At 60.4% G+C, this 12,463-nt stretch carries 10 protein-coding genes and 1 tRNA gene; 5 read left to right on the top strand and 6 right to left on the bottom strand.

The window, feature by feature from the left end; translation table 11 throughout:
• Window positions 1-13: 13 nt before the first annotated feature.
• Window positions 14-1,219: a cystathionine beta-lyase gene (gene metC, locus C8264_RS12940; RefSeq protein ID WP_245893153.1), complete on the bottom strand. Its 1,206-nt coding sequence runs from the start codon at window positions 1,217-1,219 to the stop codon at window positions 14-16.
• Between the two features lie 206 nt (window positions 1,220-1,425).
• On the opposite strand from metC, the gene C8264_RS12935 reads away from it, so the two are divergent.
• From C8264_RS12935 to C8264_RS12915, 5 genes are all read left to right on the top strand, one after another.
• Entirely contained in the window at window positions 1,426-2,442 is a 1,017-nt protein-coding gene (locus C8264_RS12935) for an amino acid ABC transporter substrate-binding protein (protein WP_108461397.1), read from the top strand.
• A 188-nt stretch (window positions 2,443-2,630) separates the two neighbouring features.
• A complete protein-coding gene (locus C8264_RS12930) occupies window positions 2,631-4,163 on the top strand; it encodes an amino acid ABC transporter permease (RefSeq protein ID WP_108461396.1) in 1,533 nt (510 codons plus the stop codon).
• Window positions 4,164-4,167: 4 nt separating this feature from the next.
• Window positions 4,168-5,295, top strand: coding sequence for an amino acid ABC transporter permease (locus tag C8264_RS12925; protein ID WP_108461395.1), 1,128 nt, complete (start codon window positions 4,168-4,170; stop codon window positions 5,293-5,295).
• Between the two features lie 3 nt (window positions 5,296-5,298).
• Window positions 5,299-6,099, top strand: coding sequence for an amino acid ABC transporter ATP-binding protein (locus C8264_RS12920; protein ID WP_281261447.1), 801 nt, complete (start codon window positions 5,299-5,301; stop codon window positions 6,097-6,099).
• A gap of 289 nt (window positions 6,100-6,388) precedes the next feature.
• Complete coding sequence (locus tag C8264_RS12915; RefSeq protein ID WP_162783622.1) at window positions 6,389-7,420, top strand: transporter substrate-binding domain-containing protein; 1,032 nt, start codon at window positions 6,389-6,391, stop codon at window positions 7,418-7,420.
• Window positions 7,421-7,517: 97 nt separating this feature from the next.
• Here the strand turns inward: C8264_RS12915 and cls are convergent, their stop codons facing one another.
• The 5 genes from cls to C8264_RS12890 all read right to left on the bottom strand — a co-directional run bounded on the left by cls (window position 7,518) and on the right by C8264_RS12890 (window position 12,427).
• The gene (gene cls, locus C8264_RS12910; protein WP_245893151.1) at window positions 7,518-8,969 is read right to left on the bottom strand and encodes a cardiolipin synthase; all 1,452 of its coding nucleotides are present in this window, start codon (window positions 8,967-8,969) and stop codon (window positions 7,518-7,520) included.
• Between the two features lie 73 nt (window positions 8,970-9,042).
• Complete coding sequence (locus C8264_RS12905) at window positions 9,043-10,092, bottom strand: cysteine synthase A (RefSeq protein ID WP_108461393.1); 1,050 nt, start codon at window positions 10,090-10,092, stop codon at window positions 9,043-9,045.
• A gap of 480 nt (window positions 10,093-10,572) precedes the next feature.
• Entirely contained in the window at window positions 10,573-11,028 is a 456-nt protein-coding gene (locus tag C8264_RS12900) for an SRPBCC family protein (RefSeq protein WP_108461392.1), read from the bottom strand.
• On the bottom strand, window positions 11,025-12,248 hold the full coding sequence (locus C8264_RS12895; protein ID WP_108461391.1) for an MFS transporter: 1,224 nt from the start codon (window positions 12,246-12,248) through the stop codon (window positions 11,025-11,027). Before C8264_RS12895 ends, C8264_RS12900 begins: the two co-directional genes overlap by 4 nt.
• Window positions 12,249-12,351: 103 nt before the next feature.
• Window positions 12,352-12,427 (bottom strand) — tRNA-Asn (locus C8264_RS12890).
• Between the last annotated feature and the right edge of the window lie 36 nt (window positions 12,428-12,463).

The following is a 12,463-nucleotide window of genomic DNA, read 5'->3' as shown; positions in this document are numbered from 1 at the left end:
CCGTGCTCCACAATTACCTCGCCTCGGCATAGCGCGCCATCGCGTCGGCCAGATCCGCCTTCAAATCCTCCATGCCCTCGAAGCCGATATGCAGCCTGAACAAATTGCCTTCTTCGGTCCATGGTCTCGCTGTGCGATTCTTCCCCAGCTTCACCGGCAGGCACAGGCTTTCATACCCGCCCCATGAGTACCCCATCGTAAAGATACGCATCTGGTCGAGGAAAGCCGCTACTGAAGCGCGCGGCGCAGGCGCCAGCAATATGCTGAACAGGCTGCCCGAGCCGGTAAAATCCCGCTTGAACAGCCAATGGTCGGGGTGGCTGGGCAGGGCCGGGTGCAGCACCTTGGTGACCTCCGGCTGCTGCTCCAGCCACTGTGCCATCGCGACACTGCGTTCATTGTGCTCCTTCATGCGGATCGCCAGCGTGCGCAGACCCCGCGCCACGAGAAATGCGTCGTCACCCGAGGTGAAAAAGCCGAGCGCCGCCCGATTAGCTTCTACATCGGGCCAGGCTTCCTCGGTGGCCGAGATCGTCCCCGCAAACGCATCCGAGTGTCCAACGAACATCTTGGTGCCGGCGTGTACCACCAGGTCCGCGCCCAGCTTGATCGGCTGCAGGAATAGTGGGCTCGCCCAACTGTTATCCACGATCAGCCGCGCGCCGCCGGCATGGGCAGCATCTGCCAGCGCCGGGATATCCTGCAGTTCAAACGTCAGCGAACCAGGGCTTTCCGCCAACACAGCCCGGGTACTCGGCCGCATCAGCTCTGCCAGTCCAGCTCCGATTCGTGGGTCGTAATAGCGGACGCTGATGCCCATGCGCGCCAGAAAGCCATCGGCGAACTTGCGACCCGGCTCATAAGCACTGTCCGTAACCAAAACATCGTCACCGCCCTTGAGGCAGGACAGCAAGGCAACCGTTATGGCCGATAGCCCCGATGGCAGCAGGCGCGTCCGGTATGCGCCCTCCAGTTCTGTCACGACGGCTTCGACGCTTTCCGTCGTCGGGTTGCCGGCGCGTCCATAAAGGAACCGCTGCTCCTGCGCCTCGATGTCGGCCAGGGTTTTGAACAGCACCGTCGAGCCGCGATAGACGGGCGTGTTGACGAATCCAAACTGGTCTTCGGGGTTTCGCCCATAGTGGGTCAGGATGGTCTCCACGGAAGGCCGCTGTGTGCTGCCGCTTTGCTCATCATTCATCATAGGCTCTCTGCTCATTAACGCGCCAAATGGTCGGCTCTGGCCAAAAAAGCGACAGCGTTGCTGTCCCAAGCCGCGAACACGCTTGACGTGTGGTTCAATAGACGCTTGCATGCTTAGCAGCATCAGAACCGCCATTCAAAGGCGGCGGTGCCGCCAGGGACGGGGGGTGCAAGCCTTATGAACTCTGGGACACGTGGTCAGGAAAATAGAAGGCAAACTCAATGCAAAAAATGCTCGTAACCTTCGCAGCGGCGGCCTCACTCGGCCTCGTTGCGACGGCTGCCCAGGCGGCAACGCTCGATGACGTTAAGGCAAAGGACTATATCCAGTGCGGCGTTACCGGTGGTGTGGCCGGATTCTCTGCTCCCGACGCGAACAACGTTTGGGCCGGACTTGAAGTCGACTTCTGCCGTGCGGTCGCTGCCGCCGTGTTCAACGATGCTGGCAAGGTCCGCTACACGCCATTGACCAGCCAGGAGCGCTTTGCCGCACTGTCCGCCGGTGAAATCGACATCCTGTCGCGCACCACGACCTGGACCATGAGCCGTGATACCGACCTCGGCATCAGCTTCATTGGCACCATGTATTATGACGGCCAGGGCTTCATGGTCCGCAAGGCCGACGAGATCGCATCCGCTCTCGATCTGTCCGGCGCTGCTATCTGCATTGAATCGGGCACCACTACCGAACTCAACGCGGCCGACTATTTCGCCGCCAACAGCCTCGAGTTCAACACCGTCGTGTTCGTGGACCAGGACGAAGTTGTGAAGGCATATGAAGATGGCCGCTGCGACGTCTACACCACCGATGCTTCGGCTCTCGCCGCCGAACGTTCCAAGTTCGCCGTTCCCGGCGATCATATCATCCTGCCCGAAATCATTTCCAAGGAGCCCCTCGGTCCTGTGGTCCGTCAGGGCGACGATCAGTGGTTCAAGATCAACCGTTGGGTCTATTTCGCTCTGCTCGAAGCTGAAGAGTTGGGCGTAACTTCGGCCAACGTCGATGAAATGCTTGGTTCCGACAACCCGGCCATCAAGCGCCTGCTCGGCGTCGAGGGTGACTTCGGTGCGCCGATCGGCCTGACCAAGGATTGGGCATACCAGATCATCAAGCTGGTCGGTAACTACGGCGAGGCTTTCGAGCGCAACGTCGGTCCGTCGACCGATATCGGTCTTGAGCGTGGCCTCAATGCTCTGTGGACCAATGGCGGGCTGCAATACGCCCCCCCGATCCGCTAACCGCATCGATTACAAGCCCGGCGCTCCTTACCAAGGGGCGCCGGTTTTGGTTTGAGCCGGTAAAGGCCTTGGAAATGGATGCGATCTGCCCGTTGGGCCGGTCAGTGAGGAGTGGTCAAAAGCCGCTCTGGCGAGGCGATTCCAAAGCCAGCCCCGGACCCGGTTCGTAGCAAAGGAACGCATGCCCTATGGCAGTGCAAGACAATATCGGCGAGCGAGCCCCGCGGGCCTCTCTACTCAACGATCCCGTGGTACGCGGCATCATTTATCAGGTGCTTGTCGCTGCGGCAGTCGTCGCCTTCATCAGCTGGATCGTTCTGAACACGGCCCAGAACCTGGCGGCCCAGAACAAGTCGACGGGCTTTGACTTCCTGTTCCGGACGGCTGGTTTCGACATCAGCTTCACCCTGTTTCCCTGGAGCCGCACGTCCCTTTATTGGCAGGCGTTCCTGGCGGGACTGCTCAATACACTGCTCGTCTCCATTATCGGCATATTTTTTGCGACAATTCTCGGGTTCACGCTGGGCATAGCCCGCCTCTCGTCCAACTGGCTCGTGGCCCGCGTCGCCACCGTTTACATCGAAACAATCCGCAACATCCCGCTGCTGTTGCAATTGTTCTTCTGGTATTTCGCCGTGCTCAAGGCCATGCCGGCGGTGCGCGAATCCTTTGCGTTGCCGCTCGACATCTTCATCAACCAGCGCGGCCTGATGGTGCCACGGCCTTTGCCGGACCAAGAGTTCGTCTGGGTTCTGGTCGCCATCGTTACAGCCCTCATCGCTGCTATTGCCATTGGCATCTGGGCCACCCGCGTTCGCACTGCCACTGGCCGCTATCCGGGTCAGGTGGTGCTCGCGGCAAAGGTCGCTGACGCAATCGTCAGCTTTCTTGTCGCCCTTCTGGCGTTCTCCCTGCTCGCCAACATGGTTCGCGGTATCTCGATGCCGATCATGCTGGGCGCATCGGTATTGGTGGCTGCCGTCTCGGTTACGCGTTTCGCACCATTTGGGCGCGCCACTTTGGCGTTCGTATTCGGGCTCACCATTCTTTATGCGCTGCTGGTCGCCATGTTTCCGGCGGTGCCGCAATTGCTGATTGCGTCCGGCTCTGCCATCGGCGGCCTGACCATGGCATGGATCACCTTCGCGCGGGCAACCGAGCGTCCGCCCAGCGAAGGGCGTTTTCCGTTCGCCTTGCTGATTCTCATCGCCGTCGGCATTCCGTCTCTCGTCTACTGGGCAACGGGGGCGCAACTGGCCTTCGAAATTCCGGTGCTGGCGCGCTTCAACTTCCGCGGCGGCGTGCAGTTGCCGCCCGAGCTTGTCGCGCTCGTTTTCGGGCTCACGATCTACACGGCGGCCTTCATCGCGGAAAACGTGCGTGGCGGCATTCGCGCCGTCAGCAGCGGACAGAACGAGGCTGCGCAGTCACTTGGCCTCAAGGAAGGTGACCGGCTGCGCCTCGTCATCATCCCCCAGGCCATGCGTGTCATCGTTCCGCCGCTCACCAGCCAATATCTCAACCTCACCAAGAACTCGTCGCTTGGTGCGGCCATTGGCTATCCGGAACTGGTGAACGTGTTCACCGGCACCACCCTCAACCAAACCGGCAAGGCCATCGAGGTCATCGCGCTCACCATGGCGGTGTACCTCACCTTCTCCTTGCTTACCTCAGCCTTCATGAACTGGTACAACGGCCGAGTGGCCCTGGTGGAGCGGTAGAGCCATGACAACTGACACCGCGTACATTCGCGATGAGTTCGTTCCCGAGCGACCCGCACCGGGCCGCGCCGGCGGGCCCATCATGTGGCTCCGTGCCAACCTTTTTGCGACCCCGTCCGACGCCATCTTGACCGTTCTGGGCGTTATCTTCCTGCTCTGGGCTGTCCCACCCATCTATAACTTCATCATCGGCCACGCCGTCTTTCCGGGTGGCACCGTGGAAGATTGCCGCGCCGAAGGGGCGGGGGCTTGCTGGGCCTATATCTATGCCCGCTTCAACTTCTTCATCTATGGCTTCTACCCCATCGACCAATACTGGCGTCCCAACATCGTCTTCATTCTGGGCGCCGCCCTCATCCTGCCGCTGCTGATCCCCACGGCGCCGTTCAAGCGCATAAACGCGGTGCTGTTTTTTCTCGTCTTCCCGGTGTTCGGCTTTTTTCTGCTGAGTGGCGGTGTGTTTGGGCTTTCCTATGTGCCGACTGAGCAGTGGGGCGGCCTGCTGGTCACGCTGATCATTTCGCTGGTGGGCATTATCTGCTCCATTCCGCTGGGGATTCTCCTGGCGCTGGGGCGGCAATCCGATCTGCCCGTCATCAAAACGCTCTGCGTCATGTTCATCGAACTGTGGCGCGCCATGCCGTTGATCACGGTCCTGTTCATGGCATCGATCATGCTGCCGCTGTTCATGCCAACCGGCACCAACGTGGACAAGCTGCTGCGCGCCTTGGTCGGCGTAACGCTGTTTGCCTCGGCCTATCTGGCAGAAGTGGTCCGTGGGGGCCTGCAGGCCCTGCCGCGCGGGCAGTACGAGGCAGGCGCATCGCTTGGCCTGAGCTACTGGAAGCGCACCTACTTCATCATCCTGCCGCAAGCGATCAAGCACGTGATCCCGGGCATCGTGAACAACTTCATTGCCCTGTTCAAGGATACTTCGCTGGTCTCGATCGTGGGCATTTTCGATCTGCTGAACACCGTGCAAGCGGCCAGCTCCGACATTGAATGGGCATCCCCAACGCAGGCGGTGACCGGCTATGTCTTTGCGGCCTTCATGTTCTGGATTTTCTGTTTCGCCATGTCCCGTTATTCGCTCTGGATGGAGCGGCGTCTGGACACTGGGCACAAGAGGTAAGTTATGAGCCAAATGACCGAAACCACGGCCGAGACCACCGCGCGCCAATCCGGCATGCAGGTCTCCAAGACCGACGTCGCCATCGACGTGATCGGCATGCACAAATGGTATGGCGATTTCCATGTGCTGCGCGACATCAACCTCCGCGTCATGCGCGGCGAGCGCATCGTCATTGCCGGTCCTTCAGGGTCAGGCAAGTCGACCCTGATCCGCTGCATCAACCGGCTCGAGGAGCATCAGGAAGGCCAGATCATCGTCAATGGCACCGAGTTGACCGCCGATCTCAAGCGGATCGACGAGGTTCGGCGCGAAGTGGGAATGGTATTTCAGCACTTCAACCTCTTCCCACACCTCACCATTCTCCAGAACCTCACCCTGGCGCCGATCTGGGTGCGTGGCATCCCCAAGGCAGATGCCGAGGCTACGGCCATGCACTATCTGGAGCGCGTCAAGATTCCCGAGCAGGCCAACAAATTTCCGGGCCAGTTGTCCGGCGGTCAGCAACAGCGCGTCGCCATCGCCCGCTCGCTCTGCATGCAACCCCGCATCATGCTGTTCGATGAGCCGACATCCGCGCTCGATCCGGAAATGGTCAAGGAAGTGCTCGAAGTCATGATCAGCCTCGCCGAAGAAGGCATGACCATGATCTGCGTGACCCACGAAATGGGCTTTGCCCGCCAAGTCGCCAACCGGGTCATCTTCATGGATCAGGGCCAGATCGTCGAGCAGAACGATCCGGAGAACTTCTTCTCCAATCCCCAGCACGAGCGCACCAAGCTCTTCCTCAGCCAAATTCTGCATTAGGTTGGGGCTGCGCTATCGTCGCGCGTCTGCATGACCACAGGCGTTCGAGTATCCCGACCATCTCACCTCCCCACGGCGCTTCCCCCGGACTTGATCCGGGGGGCACTCTCAACACGGCACAAGCCGGCAAAGACCCCCGGATCAAGTCCGGGGGAAGCAATGGCGTGTGGGCTACGGGAGCGTTTTCTTATGAAATCCAACACAGAACCCACCGAAAATTCTGGGCAACACGGACCCTTTGCTTGACCCCACAGCTTTGCCCGCCAATATGACAGGCAAACCGGAGGGATTGACCATTTCATCAAAGCTGCTGGCCGGTTTCGCCGCCCTTCTATTATGCCTTCTCGCCTGTGCGCCGCCGACGTCGGCCCAGTCGACGCTTGAAACGGTCAAGGAGCGCGGCTTCCTGATTTGTGGCGCTACGGATCCCATTCCCGGCTTCGCGCAGCAGGACCCGCAGGGTCGGTGGTCTGGCTTCGACGTCGATATCTGCCGCGCTATTGCCGCTGCCGTGCTGGGCGATCCCAATCTGATCGAGTTCCGCTCGCTGCGTGGTGAAACGCGGTTTGCGCCACTGCAGACCGGCATGGTCGATGTGCTGACCCGCAGCGGCCCCTGGACCCAGCGCCGCGATACTCTCTACGGCGCCACCTATGTCGCCACGGCCTTTTTCGATGGCCAGTCATTTCTCGTGCCCCAGTCTATGGGCATTGTCTCGGCCTTCGAGCTCGAGGACGTCAGCGTCTGCGTGCTCGATACGGGCGAGGAGCTGGAGCGTATCCAGGAATTTTTCTTTTCCAATCAAGCCCTTTACACTGAAGTCCCGTATGAAGACGTGAGCGATCTTTCCGTGGCTTACCAAGCTGGTTTGTGCCAGGCGGTCTCAGCCGCCGGCCGCAATTTGCAGGCAATTCGCCGGGCGCTGCCGGAACCCAATGCCCATCGCATCCTGCCCGAGCGGATCTCCAAGGAATTGCTGGGGCCGCTGGTTCGCGAAGGCGACGACCAATGGTTCAAGATCGTGCGCTGGACGCTGTATGCCCTTATAAACGCTGAGGAAGTCGGCATCACCGGGCTCAATACCGAATCGTTGTCCGCCTCGAGAAACCCAGCGATTCGGCGCATTTTGGGGGTGGAGGGGGACTTTGGGGCGCCGCTTGGCCTGGAGCGGACGTTCATGGCCGATGCCATCCGCGCGGTGGGCAATTATGCCGAGCTATATGATCGCCATTTCGGGCCGCAAACCGGGGCTGCGCTGCTGCGGGGGCAGAATGCGCTGTGGACCAATGGCGGGCTTCTCTATGCGCCGCCGGTGCGCTGACGGGCAAAGCATGCTTCGATTCTGCTTCGCAAATGCTGGGTTCACGCACCTGTTTTGCCGGCTTTATTCTCAATTTTGCCCGGCTTTTGCGGGCCAGTTACAGCAGTGGTGAAAGCAGGCGGGCCGCTTGCGTCAGGAAGCGCATGGGCAGCGCCCGATTTCTGACCTCATCCCGGTCGACCTGCCGGCACATTTCGAAGTCCTCGAGCAGCATGGCCTCCACGCCGTCGATGGTTGTCCTGTCGGTAAACCAGAGGGTGATTTCGAAATTGAGCCCGAACGATCGGTTATCGAAGTTCACGCTGCCAATGGTCGCGATCTGATCGTCCATCAACACCACCTTCTGGTGCAGGAAGCCATCGACGAACCGGTAGACGTCGACGCCATGCTCGACCATGCTGTCGGCATGGGCGATGCTCGCCAGCCATACCATTTTGTGGTCCGGCTCATCGGGCAGCATGATCCGCACGTCCACGCCGCGCAATTTGGCGGCGAACAGCGCCGTGCGAATATCGGTGTCCGGCACGAAATAGGGGCTGACGATCCACAATCGTTCTCGCGCCCGCCCGATGATGTCGGTGAACGCGATGGCGCATTCTTCCAGTCTGTCCGCCGGGCCGCTGCCCATCACCAATACCGATTGGTCGCCCGGCGTGGGCACGGTTTCGGGCGGATTGGCCGGCAGTACTTCCCCCGTCGCCCATTCCCAATCCTCGCGGAACAGCAGGGCGCAGGCCAGCGTCGCCGGCCCTGAAATTCGCACATGGGTATCGCGCCAACGGCCAAATTTTGGGTCTTCGCCCAGATATTCCACCCCGACATTATGCCCGCCAACCCAGGCCTGTTCGCCGTCCACCACCACGATCTTGCGGTGATTGCGATAGTTGATGCGGGTGGGGCCATAGACGCGCAGGAATTTGTGCCGCTGGTTGAACCCAGCGACCTTGACCCCGGCGTCACGCAACTGCGTCCGGTATCGCTTTGGCATGCCCGTGCTGCCGACATCGTCATAGAGCAGGTAGACCTTAACCCCGGCGTTCGCCCGTTCGATCAGCCGCTCGGCCAGTTCCTTGCCCAGTGCGTCGTCCCGCACGATGTAGAACTGCACCAGCAGGTAGTGCTTGGCCTTGGCAATGCCTTCGAAGATCGAATCAAAAGTTGCCCGGCCGTCGACGAGGATTTCCACCTCATTGCCGTTGAGGAACGGCACTTCGGAAACCTTGACCTGTACGGGCCAGAGATGGCTGGTTTCCCGGTCGATCAGCGCCAGATCCTTGGCCTTGAGCGGGCGGGCCGCGCGCCCGTTGCGGATCCGATCGGTGGCGTAATCGTCAAAGGCTTTCCAGCCGAAGACGAAGTAGAGCAGCGTGGTAGGAAACGGCAGCAAAGCCAGCGAGATCAGCCAGGCAATGGACCCCTGCGAAGTCCGCGAGTTCATGATCTCGCGCACGGCACAAATCAGCGCCAGCAGATAGAACAGTCCGGTCAGGGCTGCCATCAGGCTGAAGTCGGCAACAATGGTTTTCAGTAAGTCATCGATGCCGAACAAAGCGCCCGCCTGAAGTCATGGGCGCACTTTATCAGCATGCCGCCATGTCACAATGCCTTCCGAGCGCTTTGGCTCAGTTCGGCTCAGGTTCTATAACGCTCGAAATGTCGATTGGGGTGCGGCCTTCCATCCAGGGCGGCACGGGCAAGCCTTTACCGTGCAGGAATTCTGGATTGTAGATCTTGCTGGCGTAGCGATTGCCGTAATCGCAGAGGACCGTGACGATCGTCTTGCCGGGCCCAAGATCCCTGGCCATGCGCACCGCGCCGGCGATGTTGATGGCGCTCGAGCCGCCCAGGCACAGCCCTTCGTGCTCCAGCAGATCAAAGATGTAGGGCAGGGCCTCCGCATCGGAGATCTGATACGGATTGTCGATAGTCAGCCCTTCGAGATTGGCGGTGATGCGGCCCTGGCCGATACCTTCGCTGATCGAATTGCCGGACGATTTCAATTCCCCATGCGCATAGAAATTGTAAAGCGCGGCGCCTTCGGGATCTGCCAGGCCGATTTTGACATCCGGGTTGCGGACCCGGAGCGCCTCGGCCACGCCAGCGAGTGTCCCGCCCGATCCGACGGCACAGATGAAGCCATCGATGCGCCCATTGGTCTGCTGCCAGATTTCGGGCCCGGTGGTTTCGGTATGCGCCCGCTTGTTGGAAAGATTGTCGAACTGGTTGGCCCAGACGGCGCCGCCCGGTAATTCACGGTTGAGCTTCTCGGCCAGGCGGCCGGAGATCTTGATGTAGTTGTTGGGGTTCTTGTACGGCTTGGCCGGCACTTCGATGAGTTCCGCGCCATAAAGGCGCAGCGCGTCCTTCTTTTCCTGGCTTTGCGTTTCAGGAATGACGATCACCGATTTGAAGCCCAGCGCATTGGCCACGAGCGTAAGCCCGATGCCGGTATTGCCGGCGGTGCCTTCGACGATCGTGCCGCCCGGCTTGAGAGCGCCAGACTTCACCGCATCATGGATGATGAACAGCGCTGCCCGATCCTTCACGGATTGGCCCGGGTTCAGGAATTCGGCCTTCCCCCAAATCTCGCACCCTGTCAGCTCGGAAACGCGGTTGAGGCGGATCAACGGCGTGTTGCCGATGGCGGAGAGGAGGTCTTGGTGCTTGGCCATGGATCAATCTGTGATGCGGAAGAGAACCGGGATGGTAGGTGCAGGGCAGGGCGGCAGCAAGTGATAACCCGCTGGCCGGGCAGACCATTCCGCTCTGCCGGGTGCGGGCGCAACGCGGATGCGTTGGACGTGGTTCAGAAGAATATCATTCCCGTGGGTGCGCAGATCAGTAGACCTCATGGTCCTCCGCCACTGCGTCATTCCCGCGAAAGCGGGAACTCACTTTTGTGCCGAAGGGAAGTGAGATTCCCGCTTTCGCGGGAATGACGCGGTGTAGCTGGGCAGGTGCAGACGATGAGCACTCCCTATTGAGGGGGGGCTTAGAGCGCCCAAATCTGGGCTAAACATCCCCCACCCTTGATCCCTCCCCGCAAGGGGGAGGGAGACGAAGGGGCCGGGAAATTGATGCTGGAGATGAACACTGCTGGAGGGGCAGTGTTCACTTTGGTCGCATGGACCAGATCTATCTCGCCCTCTACCCTATTCCAGCACTTCGGCCAGATGTTCCAGGGCGGCGCTCCAGGCTTCCATCGAGAAAATGCGTGATTCCGGGTCGGCATGGGCCAAGCCGCTCTCGGTGATGGTCACCTGCGTGCGGTCTTCGCTCAAGGGTTTGAACTGGACGTCCAGCACGAAGATCAGGTCTTCGCCCTCGTCTTCGCCATCCTTGTGCACCCAGGACATCACCAGCTTCTGGTTGTCGACGAACTGCAGGACCTCGCCACTGACGGTGTGATCTTCCGGGTCCTCATCATCGCCAAAAGTGGTGAACTTGTAGTCGCCGCCTTCGAACGCGTCGAATTCTGCCTCGTCCGCCTGCCATTGCTCGATCAGTGCCGGATCGGTCCATGCGGCGAAAACATCATCGATATGGGCGTTGATGGTCCGCGTCAGCGTGATCTGGCTTTCGCCATCAAGTTCGGTGCCGTTGCTCATGCTGGCTCCTTCAGGTTCGGGTGCAGTTCACGTGCCCGGGGCAGGAATATCGTCAGGAACCCCAGGAACGGCAGCAACGCAGTCAGGTTGAAAACATAGACAATGCCGGTCACGTCTGCCAGCGCTCCGATTACGGCAGCGCCAATCGCCCCGATGCCGAAGGCAAAGCCGAAGACGAATCCGGCGATCAAGCCCACTTTGCCGGGCACCAGTTCCTGCGCATAGACCACGATGGCCGAAAACGCCGATGACAGAATCAGGCCCACGGCAATGCTCACCACTGCCGTGCCGGCCAAATTCATATGCGGCAACAGCAATGTGAAGGGCAGGGCGCCGACGATCGACACCCAGATCACGGTCAAACGTCCGAATCGATCGCCTACCGGACCGCCGATGAAGGTTCCTGCTGCGATCGCGCCCAGGAACAGGAACAGGTAGAGCTGCGCTTCCTGCGCAGTGAGATCGAACTTCTCGATCAGGTAGAAGCTGTAATAGCTCGTGATCGAGGAAATATAGACATATTTGCTCAGCAGCAGCGCGCCGATCACCAGGAACGCGATGGTCAGCCGCCTGCGCGACAGGATCTGCTGCGCCGCCTTGAGCACCGGCTTGCCCGAATGCGCCCGCTGATGCGCTGCGTACCACCGGCCAACCGCCGACAGAATGATCAACGCCGTCAGCGCGACGAGGGCAAACCACACAGCGCTCCCCTGGCCGCGCGGCAACAGGAAATAGGCGGCCGCCAAGGGACCGACGGAAGTGCCCAGATTGCCGCCCACCTGGAACAGCGATTGCGCAAAGCCCAGCCGTCCGCCGGATGCGAGCCTTGCAACTCGCGATGCTTCCGGGTGGAAAATCGCCGAACCCACGCCGCCGACCATTGCTGCAAGGATCAGCAGGCCGAAGGTGTTCGCCGTCGCCAGCAGCGTCACCCCGGTGATCGCGAAAACCATCGAAATGGCGAGGGCATAGGGCTTGGGCTTGAGGTCGGTATAAAGCCCCACCAGCGGCTGCAGGATCGACGCGGTCATCTGTTGCGCCAGCGTGATCAGCCCGATCTGCACATAGTCCAGCCCATAGGCTTCCTTGAGCAGCGGATAGAGCGCCGGCAGCAGGAACTGCATCAGGTCATTGACGAAGTGAGAGGCGCTGACAGCCAGGATGATGGCGAGGGAAGTGCGCTGCACGGCCTGTGGGGCCTTGCTGGAGACGGTGTCCATTTCAGGAGGTCCGTAAAACTGGAAACAGCCGCACCCCTAACCCGCAAGCATTGCGGAGGCAATGGCTGGCTGCATCTTTAGGGGATTTGGGAAAAAATCCGATTGGCTCCGCGAGCTGGACTCGAACCAGCGACCATTCGATTAACAGTCGAACGCTCTACCAACTGAGCTATCGCGGAACACTTATCGGGCGCCCTCGAACCGAAGGCGAGGTC

This window comes from Devosia naphthalenivorans (assembly GCF_003056355.1).
GTDB classification, from domain to species: domain Bacteria; phylum Pseudomonadota; class Alphaproteobacteria; order Rhizobiales; family Devosiaceae; genus Devosia; species Devosia naphthalenivorans.
The sequence above is the reverse complement of the archived record's forward strand: the minus strand, read 5'-3'. Positions and strand labels throughout refer to the sequence as shown.